Here is a 22,027-nt window from a genome sequence, read left to right as displayed (position 1 = left end):
CGTCATGCTTTTTAACTTAGATGAGGCAATTAAAGTCGCTAACCAAGCAGTCATGACAAAATTTTTAAGAAAGTTAAGTGATATTGAAATAATTGTCCTTAAAGGAGCTTGGGAAAGAGAAGAATACGATCACATTGCAGCTAAAAACCAGTACGCAACGAGTTATATTAGTCAAGATGTTGCACCAAAACTGTGGAAATTACTGACAGATTCTCTAGGAGAAAAAGTCAAAAAAAGTAATTTTAAGGAAGCATTGAAACGGAATTGGGAAAAGCGAACTACATCGGAATATTACTTATCTAGCAAAGAATCAATGATTGCTAACGGCAAACAGCGCAACACCAAGTTTGCGGAAACCGCCTCTGCTCTAAATGTAACCCAAAATGAACAAAGCTTGGCAGATTCACAATTTTATGTAGATCGCTATTCCCTGGAATCGCTATGCTATGAAAGCCTATTACAACCTGGATCTCTCATCCGGATTAAAGCACCTAAGCTCATGGGTAAAACATCCCTAATGGAACGGGTGTTGGCTAAACTAGCAAAGCAGGATTATCGCACAGTCAGTTTAAGCTTGGAGATGGCAGATAAAAAAATTCACTGCACCAACCTGAATAAATTTTTGCGTTGGTTTTGTCTCAATCTCAGCCGAGAACTGCACTTACCCAATCAGATAGATGAGTATTGGGATGAAGAGGGTATAGGTGCTAAAGTCAGCTGCACAACCTATTTAGAGGAATATCTCTTAGCTGATGCTGACACTCCCCTAATTCTCTGCCTAGATGATCTAGACGTGCTTTTCCCTTATCCTGAAGTTTACGAAGACTTTTTTGGATTATTACGTTCTTGGTATGAAAAAGCCAGAAGCCGCCAAAACTGGAAAAAACTGCGATTAGTTATCGCCCACGCCACTGATGTTTATATCCGCCTGAATATTAATCAGTCGCCTTTTAATGTAGGATTACCCATTGAGTTACCCGAATTAACTAGAGAGGAAGTTCAGGTATTTGCCCGACAATATGGATTAGCAGGAGATTCATATTTAATAGACTCCTTAATGCAATTGGTAGGCGGTCATCCTTACCTGTTACAAATGGCATTTTCTCACCTCAAAAGTTATCCTGATGTGACCCTTGAGCAATTGTTAGTAGAAGCCATAACAGATGCAGGAATTTATCGCCATCATTTAAGAGACTATTGGTTGAGTTTGCAACAAGAACCAAAACTGATGGCAGCATTCCAAATTGTAATTACTTCTACAAAACCTGTGCGATTGGAAACAACATCAACTTATCAATTGCAAAGTATGGGATTAGTAAAGCTTGCGGGTAATGAAGTAGAACCACGCTGTCATTTGTATCGTAATTATTTTAGTGATGTTATTAAGCTTCAGGTGAATATAAATGTTTGACACTCCCCTGCCTAACCAAGTTTGCCTACGGCACGCTGCGCGAACGCTTTCGCTCACTTGCTTGAAAAGGCAGGGGATTCTTGGTTCAACGAGTCCACTTGAATACTGATACAAACTGTCCTTCATACTACTGAGTTTTATAGTGGACTGAATATTAAAACATCGAATATTTCAATAGTGGGATGGGATGGAGGATTAGGGACAGTCTGGGACGAGGGAGAAGTTGTAACACTGTATGTGAGAGTGTAATAAGCGGCTTTTGCAAATCTTGCAGTTCCTAAATTTATATTAAAACTACCTACTTTCAGCTCACCAATCAAGTCATAAATATCTAAAAATGATGGGTTGTCTTCATCCCATAGCTTGACTGTAGCATTATGATTGAACTCATATGATTTGCCTAATAACCAGGTGTCTCCCTGCTTCATATTATTCCTGAGTTGAACACGCTGTTTCCCGTCAGTGAAGACTTCCAGAAGAGTTTTGTCACCGCCGAAATAGTATTCGGTTTTATCACATCTGAGGGTATGGAGAATAATTTTACGAACCATACAGATATAACTCCTTAAACGCGATAAATGACGTTTTGCCAACCGTCAAAATTAGGTTTGACAGACCAGTAGGATTATTTACCTTCTGGGATTTGCTACAGTTGGGGTCTAAATCCCCGACGGTATCCCTTCCCGGAGCAATCACCAAAATGGCTTTAATTTTGGATTTAAATATTGTTAGTTGTGGACTAAATAATATTTTTCTAGTATGCTTGAATTTTTCAATTAATATTTAAGTTAAAATCAGGACTTTGAAAACTCAGTTAAATTCAGTTAATTTTAGTTAAATTCAGCTACTTCATTGACGCGCGGGTATGCAATGGCACGAAATCATGTGAGAATTAACACTGAAGAAGGTCTTAAGCGTGTCACCAAATATCAATGTTTGCCAAATTCAACGCCACCTATCGATATCAGCCAGGTGGTAGTCTCCCGCCTGATGATCCTACTTATGTAGTACGACAGGCTGACACAGAGCTTTACGAAGGATTATTAGCTCTTGAGTATTGTTATGTCCTCAACGCTAGACAAATGGGGAAATCTAGCTTACGAGTCAGGACTATGGATAAGTTACGAACTCAAGGTATTATCTGTGCTGAAATCGAATTAAGTGGGATTGGTAGCCAGCAAATTACAGCCTCCCAATGGTATGGCGGGATTATTCAGGAATTGGTAAGCGGTTTTAAACTAAAAATACATCGGCGCAGTTGGTTGAAAGAACGGGATGATTTATCTCCTGTCCAGTGCTTAAATGAATTTATTGAAACGGTCTTGCTGAACCAGATTCAGGAGAAGATTATCATCTTTATTGATGAAATTGATAATGTGCTGGGTTTGAAGTTTCCCACCGACGAATTTTTTGCCTTGATTCGCCATTGCTATGAAAGCCGAGCGGTAAAACCAGCCTACAGACGGCTATCTTTTGCTTTGTTGGGAGTAGCTTCACCTTCGGATTTGATTCAAAATAAACATTATTCTACTCCCTTTAATATTGGTAGGGCGATTGAACTACAAGGATTCCAAATCAAAGATAGCGAACCTTTAGTAAAGGGATTAATTGGGAAAGTTAGTTACCCAGAAGTTGTCTTAAAAGAGGTTTTATATTGGACTAATGGACAGCCATTTCTCACGCAAAAACTGTGTTGGTTAATTGTCAATCACTGCAATAACAACACAGAATTTTCTCCCCCTCAAGAGGGTGAAATAGCACAGTGGGTTGAGCAAATTGTCCAGAGCCAAATTATCAATAATTGGGAGACTCAGGACGAACCAGAGCATTTAAGAACAATTCGCGATCGCCTACTTCGCAATACTCCCAAAACCATCCAATTATTGCAATTATATCAACAGATTCTACAACAGGGAAAAATCCGCTTTGAGAAATCACCTGAGTACCTAGAATTGTTCTTGTCGGGACTTGTCGCGCAACACCAAGGAAATTTAACAGTTAAGAACCCCATCTACGATAGAATTTTTAACTTGGTTTGGGTAAATCAAAAGCTAGCAATGCAAATTGCTAATTCGGTCAATTCTCCCTGTTACCCAAGTGGTGCAATTCCTCTAGACTCTCCATTTTACATAGAACGAGCTGCGCTGGAAACTCAAGTTTGCGAAGAAATTAGAAAACCTGGTGCTTTAGTCCGGACTAAAGCACCTAGAGAAATGGGTAAAACTTCTTTATTACTGAGAACCTTGGATTATGCCACTCGTCAAGGCTACCGCACTGTTAGCTTAAATCTAGAACAAATTGATGACATAATTTTGAATGATTTGAATCGATTTTTGCGTTGGCTGTGTGCGAATATCACTCGTCAATTAAAACTTGAACCTAAACTAGACGATTATTGGGATGAAGATATCGGTAGCAAAATTAGTTGTTCCCTCTATTTCCGTAATCATATATTAAAGCAAATTGATACTCCTCTCGTTTTATCTTTAGATGAAGTCCAATATCTCTTTGAGCATCCTTTGGTAGCAAAAGATGTTTTACCTCTATTTCGTTCGTGGTATGAGGAAGCTAAGAGAGAACCCATCTGGCAAAAGCTACGGCTGATTATTGTTCACTCTACGGAGATTTATGTACCTCTCCAGTTAAAGCAATCTCCATTTAATGTAGGTTTACCAATAGAGTTAAGCAGTTTTAGTCTAGAGCAGATTCAGCAGTTAGCTCAACGCTATGGACTCAACTGGACTGAGGGACAGGAAGCTACAGAACTAATGGCGATGGTAGAAGGACATCCAGCATTGGTACATATGGCTATATATCATCTTAGTCGCGGGGACATTACGTTTACTCAATTCCTCGAAACAGCAGCTACATCAACCGGAATTTATTCACATCACTTGCAGCGTCATCAAGTAATATTACAAGAACAACCTGAATTAGCAAAAGCATTAGATACAGTCATCAATGCTCAAGAACCGATATCTTTGGATGCTATCATGACTTATAAACTCAGTAGCATGGGACTGATCAAACAGTTAAGAGATAAAGTAATCCCCAGTTGTGAATTATATCGGCAATATTTCATATCCAGAAACAACGAACAATAGAGAAAATAGACAGAAATTTTTCATTTTTTCTAGACTGGCAAAGCTTGACGCACTTCTACGGGTTCACCAGTCAAGCTGAAAGCGCGAACTTCGGTGATTTTTACCTTTACTAATTGCCCTTTTAGTTGATTAATATCGCCAGTAAAGAAAGTCAGACGATTACCTCGGATGCGTCCCATTACCTGGGTTTTATCTTTGAGATTTTGGTCTTCTACCAATACTTCCTCAATGCGTCCCATGTAACGTTGCGATCGCTCGGCTGCTTTGACGTTGACTAAATGGTTTAATCTTTGTAGGCGATCGCTTTTCACTTCTTCACTCAGTTGATTGTCCCACAATGCGGCTGGTGTGCCTGGGCGGGGGGAATAGGCGGCGGTGTTCAACAGATCAAAACCGATATCTTCTACCAATTTCAAGGTATTTTCAAACTGTGCTTCTGTTTCCCCAGGGAAACCAACAATAGCATCGGCACTAATTGACGCATCTGGCATATATCGGCGAATCGTGTCAATAATGCGGCGGTATTTTTCGTGAGTGTAACCCCGCGCCATCACTTTTAATAGTTCGTTATCTCCAGACTGGAAAGGAATATGGAAGTGTTCGCAGACTTTAGGCAATTCTGCACAAGCTTTAATGAGTCTCTCGGTAAAATAACGGGGATGACTGGTAGCAAATCTGAGGCGTTCAACTCCCGGCACATCATGGACGTAATACAATAAATCTGTAAAGTTGTGCAGGTGTCGCCCTTCTAGTGTTGCTCCCGGTAAATCTCGTCCGTAAGCATCAATATTTTGACCAAGGAGGGTAATTTCTTTATATCCTTGCTGTCCCAATTCTGCCATTTCGGTGCGGATAGCTTCCGGTGTGCGGGACTGTTCCACACCGCGCACATTGGGTACTACACAATAAGTGCAGCGTTCATTGCAGCCGTAAATCACATTTACCCAAGCTGTCACAGTGCTATCCCGTCGCGCTTGGGTGATATCTTCCATAATGTGGACGGCTTCAGTCGCCACAACTTGATTACCTGCAAACACCGACTCTAGTAAATCTTGCAGACGGTTGGCGTGTTGAGGCCCCATGACTAAATCTAATTCCGGTACTCGCCGTAATAGTGCTTCGCCTTCTTGTTGAGCAACGCAACCAGCAACGACTAAAGTTAAGTCTGGCTGCTCATGTTTGCGCTTGGCTTGTCTACCAAGGTAAGAATAGACTTTCTGCTCGGCATTATCCCGAATGGTGCAAGTATTGTAGAGAATCACATTGGCATTGTTGGGATCTTCAACAAACTCAAAACCCATGTCTTCTAATATGCCAGCCATGCGTTCTGAGTCGGCTTTATTCATTTGGCAACCGAAGGTAGTAATGTGATAGCGGCGTTTATCAGTGGTCATGGGTAATTGCTGAGTGAGCGTGATGTTAAATATGCTTTATTTTCTTCTCTATTCTATTATGATTCAAAATTTAAAATGAATTTAGATAATTCACGTCTTTAGTTAGAGCTAATAACATAACTGCCGACAGTAGAAAAAAATATCAATGTATCTCAATATATGGTATTACGACAAAAAATTATAAAATGCCTAATACTTCTATTGATCAAGAACAACATCTCCAGTTCAAGTGGAGCATTCCGCTTCCTTCAGAACAGTACCTAAATTATCGAATCGTCATCTATTTTTTCAGTGACGGGCTATGGATACCAATTAAGTATTGTCAATTATCTAAAGCAATTGAAATTTATCGCAGGGCAGCATTTGAAACTGCTAAAGAACTTTTAGTGTTTCCTGTTGATTTAGACCCTAATATTTTTTGAGATAACCCAGATTCCGCACTACGTACTGCTACGCAAATGTCTACCCCATCTCTAATCTGATTAAAATCAAATTAGTTGGAGTAGTTCACGCTGGTTTCCAAGTGCCGTGGAAACTGTGGGGGATAACGCTGGGTAATTCAAGTTTGCAGACTGGTTCTTCGTCTAGGCGATCGCTATCATATACCCAAACTTCGCTACGGTGAGAATTGCCATCATATACCACTGTTAACACCCAATCTTGGGCGAGAATGGGTTCTGAAGGGTAGCAGTTTTCGCCTAGGTTTGCTTCAGTGAGAGTTTGGGTCTTGTGGTCGAAGCGGGCGATCGCGTTTAATATTTCTTGGCTCATATCTGTACCTGTCCGAGATATGGACATATAGGTGTAACGTGAAGCTTGTCCTACATTGGGTTTTGGTACAAGGGGAAATTCACAAGTGCGGTCTAATAATTTTTCAATGGCTATCACTCTACCTGTTTGGGGTTGCAGTTGTACTCGCGTTAATGTGGTTTCAGCCAGAGTATGAGTTTCACCTGCGGCTACCTCCCTGAGATATTGGTTAGTTTGAAAGTCTTGATAACGGGCAAAATCTATAATGACACTGCCACTAGCATCAACGTAACCGTTAGCAAAATGCCATTGATACCAAGGTTCTGTTTTACCACGACTGACTAAAGTTAATGTCTCTCGGTCAAATACCAAAATCTCCGTACCTGATTCGGGTTGCCATTTCATCGAGTCGCTGTAAGTCTTGAACCCGAAAAGCACAGGAAAAACATTTATCTGCACTGGTGGCGCAAAAAAGATGAGATATTGCCCAGCTAAGACAAAATCATGAATTACTGGAAACCCTTCTAATGTAAACTTGGCTTTTTGCAGAATCTTGCCAGTAAAGTCACTCTTATAAATATTCAGAATGGCATTGATGCTGGGAGTAACGCCAAAGTTAAAAATTTCCCCTGTGTGGGGGTCAACTTTGGGATGAGCTGAATAGGGTACACCTTGATCTAGACCGCCTAAATTATCTAAACCTTGAGTTTCTAAAGTTTCGAGGTTTAGGGCATGAGGGTTATTACCTTCCCACAATGCTAAGAGTCTATCAGGTAACGCTAACACTGAGGTATTAGCAGCATTTTTTACCGGCCTGCGCCATTGATTCCAAATCGCACCGGGTGCGGTCATGCCATAATTGCCGTACAAGAATTTCCCGGCTGCGGTTTCTGCTTGATAGCCAGTAGTCTGCACGTAGCGATAAACTGCACTAGCACCAGCATCAGTAAAATTGACTGCAAGAATTGCCCCATCACCATCAAACCAGTGTCCAACGCGGACACCACCTCGTTCTAGTCTGGCTGCACCATTGCGGTAGAGTGTCCCACGCAAGCTATCGGGGATGTTACCAGAGATAATTGGTAGTTGCGTCAGGGGAAATTCTTTGGCTGGTTCTGTGATTGCACCTGCCCAAGCTTTTTTAGTTGACTTTTTATCAATTGTCTGCATATATAATATTTCTTAATTATCATTTCTTCCCAAAAAGTTTGTAAAGATGTTGTCTAAGCGTCAACAGACAAAAGCTTTATAGGGATATGTACCCGAAAAATCTGAAAATCATTGTCAGTGGTGAGGATGCTGTAGCTTCGACGATGGGCAACTGCACAAATCAAAAAATCAGTATTTGAACCCTGGATGCCATTACTGCGGCAGGTATTGAAAAACTCTGCGGCGAGTTCGTAGTCTTCAGGTGTGAGTTCTAAATCGGGGAAAGCTCGGAGGTAATCCCGCAGACGGGTAAACTGTTCAAAACTGCGGATTCCAGAAAGAATTTCTTGGCGAATCCCGCCTAGCAAGGCAACCTGGTCGTCAGTGATTAAATTTTGCAATAGTGTGATGGCAGGGGAAGAATCAGGTGGCGTTCTTCGACGCAGAGCCAATGACCAAACAGAAGTATCAACAATAACACTCATGTTTGGTGACGTTGTTGCTTGTAGTCATAGCTTCCATCATAATCGATAGTGCCAAAGAGGTCTAATACTTTGAGCCGCTTACGACGTTGAATATATTCGCGAAGTGCTGTTTCCACCAGAGAATCAAGATTCTCCTGATCGTCAAGTGCTAATACCTCTTGCAGTAAGGCTTCGTTTATGTTGAGTGGTGTAGCCACAATCAATTTCGATCCAACAACTTATTAAATAGATGGTAGCGCACTCTCTCTTTTTTTCTGCTTTCAAAAGTTCGGAGCGATCGAATACTCAACTGAGAAACGCTATAAATTAGGATAATTTTTTTAATCGCATATAAGCCACACCCAGAATCATGCCTGCTAACTGCATCCAGTAGGCCAGAGTAGGTTGATTTACACCCGATGGGGGAATGTTTAAACTGCCTATACCATAGAATAACTGTTGAACAAACCACCAAAATAAATAAAAATAAGCGGGTAATTGCATTGGGATATAGACAAAAATCAGAGGTAAAACACTATCTATTTTGGCTTGAGGAAATCTGATGACATAAGCCCCTAAAATAGCTGCGATCGCTCCATTTGCCCCAATCAGTGGTACTGTTAAACTCGGCTCTACTAAAATCTGTACTAACTCTGTTAAAATGCCCGTAATTAAATAAAATGCTAAATAGCGACCATGCCCTAAGATATTTTCTAGAGACTTGCCAAAAACCCACAAAAACAGCATATTTCCCAAAATTTGGCTAAAACTACCGTGTAGAAAAATAGCAAATATTAGAGAAAATAAACTTCCTACCACCACAACCCAAGCCGCTGGATTGACAAATATAGCATTATTTAAAGCTGTAGTAATTTGCCCTGGGACTAAACCACAATTCTGAATAAAAGCACCTAATTCGCCACTAATTTCTAATTTAATTTCCCAGAAAAACATCAAAATATTAATACCAATCAACCAATAGTTGACAAACGGTTGTTTATAAGTGCGTAAGTTATCACTAATAGGAATCATTGGGATTAGTTATTAATCATTAGTTTTATTCTTGTCCCCAGTCCCCTCATCCCCCAAACCTATGGCAAGATTGGAATCAGATTGCAATGCACTCAATTAGGTACACTGGATGCTGGGAAATACACTTGTTGGACGATACCAGATTATTAACCACTTGGGAGGAGGGGGATTTGGTGAAACTTTTGTGGCTTCTGATACCCATTTACCTGGTTCACCTAAGTGTGTTGTCAAAAAGCTCCAACCTCAATCTAAAGATACAACTACTTTAGAGATTGCGCGGCGGTTATTTGATACGGAAGCTCAGGTATTATATAAATTAGGTACGCACGATCGCATTCCTCAACTTTTGGCTTACTTTGAGGAAGATGCGGAATTTTATCTGGTACAGGAACTTGTCCCCGGTTATAACCTCAGTCAAGAAATCACACCGGGAAAAACTTACTCCCAAGAGGAAGTCACAAAACTGTTACAGGAAATGCTCATCATCCTGGAATTTGTCCATCAGCAAAATGTGATTCACCGTGATGTTAATCCGCGTAATATCCTGCGGCGTGAAGATGGTAATTTAGTTTTGATTGACTTTGGAGCAGTTAAACAAATCACAACCCAGATAATTAATATCGCAGGTCAACCTAAATCTACTGTGGTGATTGGTACACCCGGTTATATACCAGGTGAACAAGCACAAGGAAACCCCAAATTTAGCAGTGATATTTATGCGGTGGGGATAATTGCTATTCAAGCACTGACGGGTTTATCGGCTAGCCAAATAGAACAAGATAGCGAAACTAATGAAATTATCTGGCGTAATCATGTGACAGTTTCGCCAGAATTTGCTGATTTTATCGACAAAATGGTTCGTTATGATTTCCGTCAACGTTATTCTACAGCTACCGCCGCCTTAGCTGCATTAACAGAATTAACTCAACCGTCATCGCCGCCTCAAGCTGTAACGCCAAATTTAGCACCCAAAAAAGTTAACTTTCTGCAAAATAAGCAAGGTATATTACTCAAGATTTTATTGGCAATCTTATTAATGGGTGTAACTGGTGTGGCGGCAATATTTATTATTAATAGTGTCAATACTAATAATGCTACAGAATTATCTAATAAAGGTAATACATTTTTTGATTTACAACGCTATGAAGATGCACTAGTAGCTTACCGCAAAGCTGTAAATATTAGACCAGATTTCCCTCAAGCTTGGCAGGGAAAAGCTAAAACTTTCACACAATTGCAGCAATATCAAGCAGCATTGACAGCGTATGATAAAGCCATTCAACTCCAGCCAAATTATCTAGAAGCTTGGACTGGTAGAGGTTTAGCTTTGCAAAAATTACAGAGATATCAAGAAGCGATCGCCTCTTTTGACAAAGCTTTAAAATTTAAGAATGACTCCCCAGAAATTTGGAATAATAAAGGCGAAGCTTTCAGTAACTTAAAACAGTATGACAATGCAATCAAGGCTTATAATCAAGCTCTAGTGCTAAAACCAGATGATTATATAGCTTTATATAATAAGGGTTTAATCTTACAAAATTTAAAGCAATACGAGGAAGCGATCGCAGCTTATAACAAAGCTGTGGAAATTCAACCAAATTATGTAGGCGCATGGTATAATTTAGGTAATTCCCTAGTCAATTTAAAACGCTATGAAGATGCTATTAAGGCTTATAATCAAGCAGTAAAATACAATACAAATTATTACGCGGCATGGTTATCAAAAGGGAATATTTTAATTATTTTGCGTCGTTATCCAGAAGCGATTGAGGCATTTAATCAAGTCCTGAAAGGTAATTCCAATAATTATCAAGCGTGGTATGGTAAGGGTTGGTCACTACACCAAAACCAAAGTTATGCAGAAGCCGTAGAAGCTTATAATCAAGCCGCCAAAATTCAGCCAAAGAATTATCAGGTTTGGTATAGTTTGGGCAATTCTCAATACAATTTACAACAATACGAAAACGCGATCGCTTCCTATAGTCAAGCAGTACGCCATAAACCAAATCACTACGAAAGTTGGTACAGCCGAGGTAATACGTTGTTTAATCTGCAACGTTACAAAGAGGCGATCGCGTCTTATGATCAAGCTATTAAACACAAGCCCAATGATCAGCCTGCAATCAATGCACGGAATGAAGCGCAAGTACAATTGGACGCAACAACGCCTCAGCCTATAACTTTACCCACTATGCCTAATGCTGAGTTTACTATACCTGCATCCGAAAATTGATCTGGAATTTTGAATGCAGAAAAGGTCATTAGGGGTATAAGGGTAGGGTGTTGATTTTGTACCTTTTCAGGGGTTAAAAATTTATGCACAATCCTTTCCTTTCCTGGCTGAGTAAAATTTGCAATGGGAAAAGTTATTTTTCGCATTCTTTAAGTAATGAGTAATGAGTAATAAGTAATGAGTAAATACCCATTACTTATAAAGTAAAATTGAATTACCACATTCTTTTTTACTCGTGATTAATCATAACGTAAATATCAGTATCCAAGAAAGAACAGAAAATTTTGCAATAAGAGTTATCAAAGCTTATTCCGAGTTAAATAAAAGACCTTTTGACGACGCTGGTAAAATCTTGTCTAAACAATTTTTAAGAAGCGGGACATCAATAGGTGCAAACTGTTCAGAAGCTAAATATGCACAATCAAATAAAGACTTTATCAATAAGTATTCTATAGCCTTAAAGGAAGCCAATGAAACCCTTTATTGGATAAAAATAATGATAAAATCGGAGTTGGTGTCAAAATCGAAATTTCAAAATCTGATAGAAGAGAATGAAAGAATTATTAAGATATTAACAACTTCAATCAACAAATTGAAAGAAAAATAAAAAATAATCCACTCATTACTCATTACTCATTACTCATTACTCATTTAATTTGGGTCAACTTTTGGGTAGTGGTAGTCTAAATGTAAAAGTTGCCCCCTGTCCTTCACCGGGACTTTCGGCTTCAACTGTACCACCGTGTAGTTCGACAAAATGGCGGACAATTGCTAGTCCAAGTCCCAATCCCCCCTCGGCTCTAGTAGTCTTAGAATCGGCTTGGCGAAAGTATTCAAAGACATGGGGTAGAAATTCAGGTGTAATGCCTTTACCTGTATCAATCACCTGAATTTGGGCTTCAACTCCCACCTGTTCTAACCGCACCTCTACTCGTCCGCTTGGGGGTGTGAATTTAACCGCATTCGAGAGTAAATTCCAGAGTACCTGCTGTAGGCGATCGCCATCACCCATCACTTGACCGATATGATCATCTAGTGATGTGTGTATGTGAATTGATTTAGCATCTGCGGCTAAACGCACTGTTTCTAGTGCGGCTGTAATTGTGGCGCGTAAATCGACTCGGCGAATATTGAGGTTGAGCTTACCCCGTAAAATTCGCGACACATCCAGCAAATCATCAATTAATTGCGTTTGTAATTTAGCGTTGCGTTCAATTGTTTCTAAAGCTTGGGTGACAATGGTTTCATTATATTTGCGGGTGCGGAGTAACTTAGCCCATCCCAAAATCGGATTGAGGGGAGTCCTGAGTTCATGGGAAAGGACAGTGAGGAATTCATCCTTGATGCGGTTGGCTGATTCAGCAGATGCACGGGCATTTTTTTCCGCTTCGTAAAGTTGAGCGCGGGCGATCGCTTGGGCGCATTGTTGTGCTAGCGTCAACATATATCTTTGGTCTTCGGCATTAAATATTTGCTCTGTCGCAAAGCTCAAAGCCAAAACCCCAATTGTATGCTGCTCAACTATCAGAGGAATACAAGCAAAGGCACAATTACCTGTGAGAGATGGCACATCAGCAATAATAGGGTATTGGCGAACGAAGGTGGCAATGTTTTCTAAAAAAATTGGCTCTCCAGTTCTAGCAGCTACCGCAATGGGAACATTAGCTGTGATGGGGAAACTAGACCAATTTTCTCTAACAGATGCAGGATAGCCTATGGCTTCTAATATCTTCAGGGATTTACCACCTTTCTCTAACAAGACAACAGAACCGCCTGAAGCACCCAAGGCGGCAATTCCTTGATTAACTACCACATCAGCCACTTGTTCGGGAATGAGGGCTTCTGAAAAGGCAGCCGTGATACTTTGTAACCTAGCTGTGCGACTTGCGGCTATTTCTGCTGCTTGTTTTGCCTGTTGAGTTTTTTGGTAGAGTCTGGCATTATCAATGGCTATAGCAGCACGGCGGGCAATATCTGTGGCTAATTCTAAGTCTGGTGGTTGATAATATCGAATTGATTCGCCAATCACAAAAGAAATTACACCAAATAATTCCCCGTGTGAGTAGAAGGGAATCACCATCAAAGAACGCATTCTTAAACTTTGCAGCAGTTGCAAGTGTGTTTCATCTCTAGCCATCTCCACTAACAGAGAATCCGGAAATTCAGGATAAAAAACAGATTCTCCTTGTAGCAATATTTCGCGGAATGGATGTTTGCCCTCGCTACTAGCTGGATAGCGGCGTTGAATTTCCTCAAGGATTTGCAGCTTTTGGGGATTGTTAGCGGCGATCGCTACCCGTTTAATTGACCAGTCTGCTTGTAAAATATCTACAGTACACCAGTCAGCTAGGATAGGCACTGCTAAGTTAGCTACGTTATTCAGTGTCACTTCATAATCTAAGGAGGCTGCTATTGTAGTGCTAGCTGCTACTAAAAAATTTTGTGTCGCTTGTGCTTTTTTGCGTTCATGAAGTGCCGCTTGCTTTTGGCTAATATCTTCGACAATCCCTAAAGCATATTGTATTTCTCCCTCATCATTCCCCACTGCCGATGAAGTCAGATTTACCCAAACAATAGAACCATCTTTACGGACGTATCGCTTTTCTAGAGAATAATTACTAATTTCCTGCGCCAACACTCGTTGAGCTTCATTCCAATCACTTTCCAAGTCATCAGGATGGGTAATGTCCTCAAAGTTCATCTGGATTAACTCGTCATGACTATAACCAGTAAGTTTACATAGTGCCGGATTGACTTGCAGAAATTGACCATCTAAGTTGACGAGGGCAATACCTAAAGCTGCCTGGTTGAACATAGCTCGAAATCTGGCTTCGCTTTCTCTTAATGCTTGCTCAGTTTGCTTCTTTTGGGTAATATCGAAGCTAGTCACACCTACTCCCAACAATTGCCCATCTGGTAAACACACTGGATAGTAACTGACAAGCCCACAACGATAAACTCCAGATGGATAGGTTTCTCCCATCACTTCTTGATTCAGTAATGGTTCTTTAGTTTCCATAACTCCATACAGAATCGGCTCTATTTGATTAGCCCATTCTGGTAATACTTCCCTAAAAGTATGTCCAATATGTTGGCTTTGCGGTACACCGTTGATTGTAGCCAATGCCTCATTAGCATAAACGTAGCGGAGTTCTGTGTCTAAAAAAGCCAATGCTAAGGGTGAACTGGCTAGCCAAGCATTCAACAGTGCTAAGGACTCTTCTTTCTGTTGAATAGCTTGTTGCAATTTCTCACGCAATTTCGCTTTTTCTTGCTCTACTTGCTGTCGTTGAGTAATATCAACTGCTGCACAAGTAATTCCCTGAATCTGATTATTCACTTTTAGGGGTTCTACCAGCAAATCATAATACAAAACTTTCCCCTGCAATATTACACACACTTCTTCCCGCGCAGAAACATCACTTTCTAGAACTCTGCGCTTAATTGCCGTTAGTTGCTCTGCTATGGCAGGAGGAAATAACTCATAGTCAGACTTTCCCAATATGTCTTCAGCAGTTGCTTCACCTTGGGGATTATGAACCCACTGATAGCGCAAATTACTATCTTGTTGAAATACTACAATTTCTGAGCTACTTAATGCTAATCGAAACCGCTCCTCACTCACTTTGAGATTATGTAAGTTCACCTCATCTCTGCGTTTAGCATCCTTTAATGCAACGCACAAAGTAGTGAAGAGCAATCCTTGCAAAATAAACAAACCAAGTTTTACGGCATTAACAATATCCAAAGATAATTCATATTGGGGATGCAGAAAAAAATAATTGCTGAGTAAAGCTGATAAGCCGATTGCTAATAGTCCCGGATTCCCTCCCCCATACCAAGCACTCAAGATCACAGCACTAAAAAATAGTATAAAAGGCGTGCTACTCATTTCTATCCAAGGATCTAGTATCAGCATTAACGCCAGTGCTAACACAACTGTTAATACGGCAATGCTAAAGCGTGATAAAGAAGAACTAGCAATATACGGCATGAAAATTTAGGACAACCAATACTGATTGTAGAAGCTTTACATAACCTAAGCTAGTTTGCACGTTTTTGTAATTTATCTCCAGATAGATTCTTAGATCAGTTAAAAAGACCTCTTTAGTTAGATGAAACTTTCTCACCGGCTTAATTTTTCATGATAAATATGTATTTTATAGTCAAAACTTATTTTTAATTTGCCAATATATAAGAAAAGTTTCTAGTAGTGAGGATTGGTACTATTACCAACATAATAACTTGATATTTTCAGCGACAAAATAATATAATTTTCAAAAATAATAATGCTTATTACAAAGTCTCTACACATCCAGAGATATGCTGATGATCACAAGTCACTCAGCACTGATACCAATTTTTCAATATGTGCTGCATGATGGGTTGCCATTAAAGAGATTCTAATGCGACTTGTGGGGACTGTCGGCGGACGAATAGCAGGGGCAAAAATGCCGGATGCTTTGAGTTGGTGTCCAGCTTGCAGAGATTCTGTAGCACTAGGTAGCTGAAAACAGAGTATGGGTGAGTTGGATGATAGTAATGTTAGGTGGGGTAATTGCTGTGTGAGTAATTGTTTTAAGTAATCTACGTTTTGCCATAATTGAGTGCGGCGTTGCGGTTCTTGTTGGACTATTTTCACGGCGGCTAAGGCGGCGGACGTGTCTGCGGGTGATAATCCAGTAGTGTAAATCCAACTGGGGGCGCGATTTCGCAAATAATCAATCAAGGTAGCACTTCCGGCTACATAACCGCCTAAACTTCCCAGTGCTTTACTCAAAGTACCAATTTGAATTAATTGCCTACCACTACAGCCAAAATATTCTACGCAGCCAGCACCGGTTGCACCCATTACCCCAGTTGCATGGGCTTCATCCACTAGCAGCATACAGCTAAACTCGTCAGCTAAATCTAAGAGTGTAGCTAAAGGGCATAAATCCCCATCCATGCTGAAGACAGTATCAGTCAAGATTAAGCAGCGACGGTAGTTTTGTCGTTGCTGAATTAACAGGGTTTTAAGTTGTGTAGCGTCACAGTGGGGGTATTCTATCACTGTTGCCCCACTGAGGACTGCACCATTTTTCAGGCTGGAATGATTGTATTGGTCAGATAATATTAAATCTCGCTTACCTACCAAAGCGGCGATCGCACCCAGATTAGCTAGATACCCAGAACTAAATACTAAGGCATCTTCAGTTTGTTTTAAAGAGGCGATCGCTATTTCTAATTCCCTATGTAATTCTCTATGCCCACTGAGTAATCTAGAACCAGTGCTACCTGTCCCAAACTCCTGAATAGCTGCCACAGCCGCCCCTAGCAAGCGTTCATCCCCAGCCAACCCCAAATAGTCATTACTAGCAAAATTAATTACTTCCTGCCCATCTAAAACCACCGTCGCCCCTGGTAGACCAGAGATTGTGCGGACTGAACGATACCAGTCAGCTTGATGAATGGTTTCTAGAGAATTTTGTAGCCAAGCATAGGGATTAAGCAATTCAAAATTCACAATTCTTGCATTAAATAACTATTGACCATTAGTGACAAGGGAAACAAGGAATTTTAGATTGAGATCCCAATCTAAAATCGCTAATCGAAAATCCACGCATTGAATTGCCCAATGCCCATAGATCATTAACTAATACCTATATCTGCGGTAGATAGCTAAGAGAGAATCTGATATGCTGAAGAATTGTCAGGAATGATAACGGGTGCATTTGTATTTCAACTTAATTCTCTTTTAGCTATCTATAGCGGGGTATTGTGGCAACTCACATCAACTCACGCCAACTTCATGTGAGATTTTCTCAAGAGATTAAATTACTACTACAAAGATTGACCGAACAGCATTTGACTCTCGGTGATATTTTGGTGGAAACTTCGGAACGGGGTTTTAGCTTAGTCATTGTTTTATTAGTTTTACCATTTTTGTTCCCTATGCCGCCAGGTTTAGCAGGGCCTTTTGGTGCTGCTTGTTTAATGTTATCTGTACAGATGATACTCGGTAGGCGATCGCCTTGGCTACCTAAAAGAATTGCCCGCTATAAATTCCCTCGCCCTTTTGCCCAGTTAATTTTACAAAACCTGCGCCGCGTCACCAAAATCTTAGAGAAAATCACCCGTCCCCGATTGGCTAAAATCGCTGAACATCCCTTAACTTGGCGAATCAATGGGTTGTGCATCTCTTGGCTGACACTGTTACTCATGTCACCAGTTCCATTTACTAATCCCATCCCCACAGTTGGCATTTTACTATTGGCAGTCGCCACTATTGAATCCGATGGGTTAATGATTTGTATTAGTTACGTCATCACTATTTTAATTACCATAATATTTGGATTTATTGGTTATGGCTTGTGGTTAGCACCTAGTTGGCTACCATCTTTATTCCGATAATAAAAGCCCCCAGCCAAAGACCGAGGGGCTTGCTTTTAATTAAGGTGCATCTACTAATTGATATATCCATCTGGTTGTTTGCCGTATCGGGAAAAAATGCTGACAATGGCCAAATATTACTTATTTCTATGCAAATCTACTCTTGAGGGGTAGTAAGCTAATCAGCATTTAAGTTGCATAAAACCAGGGCTGAAGCCCTTACTACAAGCGAATCAGTTTGGAAAAATGAATGAAGATTAGCTTAATCACAATACATATGTGTTGCTGCATGATGAATAAAACATTCTTACTTTAAAGGGATTTTGGCTTTTTGAAATACCTGTTCAGCCGTAAATTGTAATTCTGGTAATAGAGAATCTGTAATTAATTCATTTCCCATATAAGTCTTTGGTGCTGCATCTGGATAAAAAACAGTAATGCTTCTGGCTTTGCTGTCTAACACCCACACTCGTAGCACATTAGCGTTTAGATAGTTTTGCGCTTTAGCTACCATTTGTCCAAAGGTTTGTCCTGGCGAAAGAATTTCAATCACTAAATCAGGCGATGCAGGACAAGCTTCATCTTCGTTCCAGTCAGCAGGTAAACGTTCATGAGAAATGTAGACAATATCGGGTACTGGAATCCAATCTGTTCCCTGTTTTTTTAATAAAACAGCCCATTCAGGACAAACGATTCCCTTTTCCTGAGTTAATTCCTCAATTAAAGAGAGAATGACGTGAGTAAGCTTGGCATGAAAAAACTTTGGTGACATTTTAGGAATTGATTTACCATCAACGAGTTCGTAGGTTGTATCTCCCTCCCCTGGGGGGAGATTTAAGAACTGTTGCAAACTCAATTGATTGTCAGCTTGGAGAAGCATAGCAAAAACCAGAGCGCGGCTAATTTTAATTTTAATGGGGTAATCTACATTGCCTGTAAAACGTGGCGAATGATATCTGCTGGTACTTCGTCGGTAATTGTGACTACGCCCATTTGGGTAGGTAAAATAAACCGCACTTTACCGTTTTTAACTTTTTTATCTAGTTGCAGTGCATCAATAATTCCTTCAATATCTAAACCCTCTGGTAACTTTGTTGGTAAACCTGCTTTTTGAATCAGGGCATTTTGACGTTCCGTGTCTTCCTGCTGCCACATTCCCAATTTCAGAGCAATTTGTCCTGCTGCTACCATGCCAATAGCCACGGCTTCACCGTGATTGACTAACCGATAACCAGTTAAGCTTTCCACAGCGTGACCAATGGTGTGTCCATAGTTCAAAATTGCCCGTAGTCCGCCTTCTTTTTCGTCTTTGCCCACAACCTCGGCTTTGGCTTGACACGAACGGGTGAGAATAGCATTGATTAATTCTGGTTTGATGTAGCGCAATTGATTGAGGTGTTTACTGGCTTCCATTTGGGCAAATAACTCAGCATCCCAAATTACGCCGTACTTAATTACTTCTGCCATACCTGCCCGAAATTCACGCATGGGAAGGGTTTTTAGCACGTCTGGATCAACTAATACTAAACGTGGCTGATGGAATGCCCCAATTAAGTTTTTACCGTGGGGATGATTTACGCCTGTTTTGCCACCAATTGCCGAATCTACCATTGCTAGGAGGGTAGTAGGCACTTGTACAACATTGATTCCTCGTAGCCAACTAGCAGCAGCAAAGCCAGTCATATCACCAATTACGCCTCCCCCCAAAGCCACCATCGTAGAGGAACGTTCTAGGCGATTTTCTAGGGCGATATCATAGAGTTTTTGAATAGAATTGAGGGTTTTGTAGCGTTCTCCGGCTGGTAGGCAATAGCTAGCCACCTGAAACCCAGCAGATTCTAGAGAATTTATGGCTCTTTCGCCATAATGCTTAAATATAGTGGGATTAGAAACCAGCAATACTTTTTTGCCTAGTTTCAAATCAGCCATCTGTTGACCAAGTTGTTCTAAACTTCCAGATGCGATCGCAATCTCATAAGACTGCTGTGGTAGATTCACATTAATTACAGAAGTCATTACCTAAACCCTAACAAGCACAGTGGGCTGTATTCTACCGCATTTTGGAAGAGTGCTGAGTTGTGTTAGCGGTAGCGCGGCGTTTAGCCGGTGCTGAGTTGTGTCAACTCCAAATTTCGGTTAAATCCAACACAAACCCCGGTAAAACATCTTCACCCGACAAACTCACAGGATGATTTAGCACTTCCACATCTTGACCTGGGCGATAAATCTCTACCTGTTGATTTTTGCGATCGATTAACCAACCTAAACGCGCACCATTATCTATGTATTCTCTCATCTTGGCGCGTAACTTTTCTATAGAGTCATTTTTAGACCGTAGTTCTAACACGAAGTCAGGACAGATTGGGGCAAAGGTTTCCTGCTGTTCTATACTGAGAGCATCCCATCTGTCTTGACGTATCCATGCAGCATCAGGAGAGCGATCGCTGTCATTAGGTAGATGAAAACCACTTGAAGAGTCAAATGCTACACCTAATTTAGTCTGACGATTCCACAACCACAGTTGTCCAGCAATATCCAAGTTTCTGTATCCTGTATCGCTGCCGGTTGGAGGCATAACAATTAACTCTCCCGTAGCAGTTCGTTCTAATTGTAAATCTCTGTTAGCCAGTGCTAATTTCACAAACTGCTCATGAGAGACTGTCAGCGTCAGATTAGGTGGAATATTAACCGCAAAGGTTGGGGATAAGTTAGTTTTTGTCATTTGAGGGTAGGAAGCAGTGGTTTGACAAGCTCACCAACCAGACAGTAATGAATATAGTTTTAGTCTAGTTTATCTTCCTTCATTAACTGTTGACTAATGACTAATGACCAAAAATTAATGATTCAATATAGTTAGTGAAGTATTGTGGAGAAACATAAATGTTAGCAGTAGTATCTTATATCCTCTTCTTGGCTTTGTTCATGGGCATAGCTGTAGGTCTGCTGTTCGGTCTGCGTTCTGCGAAGATCCTTTAAATAAGGGTATGGGGGTGTAGAGGTGCGAGTAAGTAATGATTCTACACCCTGACCGAACAATTGGTAATTCGCAATTCGCAGTTTAATTGCGAATTACGAATTACGAATTACGAATTATTTAGTCTTATCCCACAACCGCCGGACTGGCTAGGCGATTTGGTCTTTGGGACGGGGGACGCATTTCTAAGCCGAATAAATTCAGCATTTCTTGGTCTGCGTCGTAGTCTGGACAGGGGGTAGTGACTGTTAACATCTTGTTGTCGTCGCTGGAAAAGATGGAGTTAGCCCCCGCCATGAAGCAAAAAGCTTGTTCTACTTGAGACAGTCTCGCTCTCCCAGCACTTAAGCGCACGTCGGAAGTTGGCATAACTATCCGGGCTGTGGCTATCATCCTGACAACATCCCAAATGGGGACATCTGGTTGGTTTTCTAAGGGCGTACCTTCCACTTGGGAAAGAATATTAATTGGTACTGATTCTGGATGAGGATGGAGGTTAGCCAGGGTGTGTAACATGGAAACACGATCCTCGACGGTTTCGCCTAAACCCAGGATACCGCCGGAACATACGGTAACATTGGTTTGCCGGACATTTTCGATGGTGTTCAGGCGATCGCTATAAGTTCTACTAGTGATAATTGTGCTGTAATATTCTGCTGAGGTATCTAAGTTATGGTTATAAGCATACAGTCCAGCTGTTTCTAATCGTTTGGCTTGGTCTGCTGTCAACATCCCCAAGGTACAGCAAACTTCTAAACCCATGTCAGTGACATCTTTGACCATATCCAGAACTTGATCAAATTGAGAATTATCCCGCACTTCTCGCCATGCTGCACCCATGCACACACGACTAACACCTTTTTCTTTAGCGTTTTGGGCAATGTTCAGGACTGTTTCCTTATCTAACAGTGCTTGGGGTTTGACTTCAGTTTGGTAACGGGAAGATTGGGCGCAGTAGCTACAATCTTCTGGACACCCACCTGTTTTAATGGATATCAGCTTACAGACTTGGATTTGTTTGGGGTTGTGATATTGACGATGAATGCTAGCAGCTTGATAAATTAGCTCTAGCAATGGTGTATTATAGATTTCCCGAATCTCTACTTCTTGCCAATCGTAGCGTATTCCCGACATTAGCATCCTT

The 22,027-nt window shown here is 40.8% G+C and carries 19 protein-coding genes; 7 read left to right on the top strand and 12 right to left on the bottom strand.

Going from position 1 to position 22,027, the window contains the following annotated elements:
- Positions 1-4: 4 nt before the first annotated feature.
- Positions 5-1,411 (top strand): AAA-like domain-containing protein, encoded by a 1,407-nt coding sequence (locus ACM0OR_RS06245; RefSeq protein ID WP_414575460.1) that lies wholly within the window; start codon positions 5-7, stop codon positions 1,409-1,411.
- A 137-nt stretch (positions 1,412-1,548) separates the two neighbouring features.
- Here the strand turns inward: ACM0OR_RS06245 and ACM0OR_RS06240 are convergent, their stop codons facing one another.
- Complete coding sequence (locus tag ACM0OR_RS06240) at positions 1,549-1,962, bottom strand: hypothetical protein (RefSeq protein WP_414575458.1); 414 nt, start codon at positions 1,960-1,962, stop codon at positions 1,549-1,551.
- A gap of 381 nt (positions 1,963-2,343) precedes the next feature.
- Between ACM0OR_RS06240 and ACM0OR_RS06235 the strand changes: the two genes are divergently transcribed.
- Entirely contained in the window at positions 2,344-4,515 is a 2,172-nt protein-coding gene (locus ACM0OR_RS06235; protein ID WP_414575457.1) for an AAA-like domain-containing protein, read from the top strand.
- Between the two features lie 29 nt (positions 4,516-4,544).
- Here the strand turns inward: ACM0OR_RS06235 and miaB are convergent, their stop codons facing one another.
- A complete protein-coding gene (gene miaB / locus ACM0OR_RS06230) occupies positions 4,545-5,909 on the bottom strand; it encodes a tRNA (N6-isopentenyl adenosine(37)-C2)-methylthiotransferase MiaB (protein WP_414575456.1) in 1,365 nt (454 codons plus the stop codon).
- A gap of 185 nt (positions 5,910-6,094) precedes the next feature.
- Here miaB and ACM0OR_RS06225 point away from each other — a divergent pair, with 185 nt between their 5' ends.
- Entirely contained in the window at positions 6,095-6,331 is a 237-nt protein-coding gene (locus ACM0OR_RS06225; RefSeq protein ID WP_190700968.1) for a hypothetical protein, read from the top strand.
- 85 nt (positions 6,332-6,416) lie between these two features.
- Here ACM0OR_RS06225 and ACM0OR_RS06220 read toward each other — a convergent pair whose 3' ends face one another.
- The 4 genes from ACM0OR_RS06220 to ACM0OR_RS06205 all read right to left on the bottom strand — a co-directional run bounded on the left by ACM0OR_RS06220 (position 6,417) and on the right by ACM0OR_RS06205 (position 9,304).
- Positions 6,417-7,829, bottom strand: coding sequence for a carotenoid oxygenase family protein (locus tag ACM0OR_RS06220; RefSeq protein WP_414575455.1), 1,413 nt, complete (start codon positions 7,827-7,829; stop codon positions 6,417-6,419).
- Between the two features lie 53 nt (positions 7,830-7,882).
- On the bottom strand, positions 7,883-8,293 hold the full coding sequence (locus tag ACM0OR_RS06215) for a PIN domain-containing protein (RefSeq protein WP_414575454.1): 411 nt from the start codon (positions 8,291-8,293) through the stop codon (positions 7,883-7,885).
- On the bottom strand, positions 8,290-8,490 hold the full coding sequence (locus ACM0OR_RS06210) for a type II toxin-antitoxin system VapB family antitoxin (RefSeq protein WP_323265904.1): 201 nt from the start codon (positions 8,488-8,490) through the stop codon (positions 8,290-8,292). Before ACM0OR_RS06210 ends, ACM0OR_RS06215 begins: the two co-directional genes overlap by 4 nt.
- A gap of 109 nt (positions 8,491-8,599) precedes the next feature.
- Positions 8,600-9,304 carry a rhomboid family intramembrane serine protease gene (locus ACM0OR_RS06205; protein ID WP_414575453.1) on the bottom strand — a complete coding sequence of 235 codons (705 nt, stop codon included), beginning with the start codon at positions 9,302-9,304 and terminating at the stop codon, positions 8,600-8,602.
- Between the two features lie 109 nt (positions 9,305-9,413).
- On the opposite strand from ACM0OR_RS06205, the gene ACM0OR_RS06200 reads away from it, so the two are divergent.
- Together ACM0OR_RS06200 and ACM0OR_RS06195 are read left to right on the top strand one after the other, a co-directional pair.
- Positions 9,414-11,537, top strand: coding sequence for a tetratricopeptide repeat protein (locus ACM0OR_RS06200; protein ID WP_414575452.1), 2,124 nt, complete (start codon positions 9,414-9,416; stop codon positions 11,535-11,537).
- A gap of 235 nt (positions 11,538-11,772) precedes the next feature.
- Entirely contained in the window at positions 11,773-12,144 is a 372-nt protein-coding gene (locus tag ACM0OR_RS06195; protein WP_414575451.1) for a four helix bundle protein, read from the top strand.
- Positions 12,145-12,198: 54 nt separating this feature from the next.
- On the opposite strand, the gene ACM0OR_RS06190 is transcribed toward ACM0OR_RS06195, so the two are convergent.
- Positions 12,199-15,531 (bottom strand): PAS domain S-box protein, encoded by a 3,333-nt coding sequence (locus ACM0OR_RS06190; protein ID WP_414575450.1) that lies wholly within the window; start codon positions 15,529-15,531, stop codon positions 12,199-12,201.
- 339 nt (positions 15,532-15,870) lie between these two features.
- Positions 15,871-17,031, bottom strand: coding sequence for an 8-amino-7-oxononanoate synthase (bioF, locus tag ACM0OR_RS06185; protein ID WP_414575478.1), 1,161 nt, complete (start codon positions 17,029-17,031; stop codon positions 15,871-15,873).
- A gap of 266 nt (positions 17,032-17,297) precedes the next feature.
- On the opposite strand from bioF, the gene ACM0OR_RS06180 reads away from it, so the two are divergent.
- Positions 17,298-17,930: an exopolysaccharide biosynthesis protein gene (locus ACM0OR_RS06180; protein ID WP_414575449.1), complete on the top strand. Its 633-nt coding sequence runs from the start codon at positions 17,298-17,300 to the stop codon at positions 17,928-17,930.
- Positions 17,931-18,216: 286 nt separating this feature from the next.
- On the opposite strand, the gene ACM0OR_RS06175 is transcribed toward ACM0OR_RS06180, so the two are convergent.
- The 3 genes from ACM0OR_RS06175 to ACM0OR_RS06165 form a co-directional block, all read right to left on the bottom strand.
- On the bottom strand, positions 18,217-18,789 hold the full coding sequence (locus tag ACM0OR_RS06175) for a Uma2 family endonuclease (RefSeq protein ID WP_414575448.1): 573 nt from the start codon (positions 18,787-18,789) through the stop codon (positions 18,217-18,219).
- Positions 18,790-18,833: 44 nt separating this feature from the next.
- A complete protein-coding gene (aroB, locus tag ACM0OR_RS06170; protein ID WP_414575447.1) occupies positions 18,834-19,925 on the bottom strand; it encodes a 3-dehydroquinate synthase in 1,092 nt (363 codons plus the stop codon).
- Positions 19,926-20,028: 103 nt separating this feature from the next.
- A complete protein-coding gene (locus ACM0OR_RS06165; protein ID WP_414575446.1) occupies positions 20,029-20,631 on the bottom strand; it encodes a Uma2 family endonuclease in 603 nt (200 codons plus the stop codon).
- Between the two features lie 158 nt (positions 20,632-20,789).
- Between ACM0OR_RS06165 and petL the strand changes: the two genes are divergently transcribed.
- Positions 20,790-20,885: a cytochrome b6-f complex subunit PetL gene (petL, locus tag ACM0OR_RS06160; protein WP_190709847.1), complete on the top strand. Its 96-nt coding sequence runs from the start codon at positions 20,790-20,792 to the stop codon at positions 20,883-20,885.
- 124 nt (positions 20,886-21,009) lie between these two features.
- Here petL and bioB read toward each other — a convergent pair whose 3' ends face one another.
- Positions 21,010-22,023: a biotin synthase BioB gene (gene bioB / locus ACM0OR_RS06155; protein ID WP_414575445.1), complete on the bottom strand. Its 1,014-nt coding sequence runs from the start codon at positions 22,021-22,023 to the stop codon at positions 21,010-21,012.
- Positions 22,024-22,027: the final 4 nt, after the last annotated feature.

The organism is Anabaena sp. CCY 9402-a (genome assembly GCF_963920945.1).
Classification (GTDB): Bacteria; Cyanobacteriota; Cyanobacteriia; order Cyanobacteriales; family Nostocaceae; genus Trichormus; species Trichormus minutissimus.
This window is presented reverse-complemented; position numbering and strand designations above follow the sequence as displayed.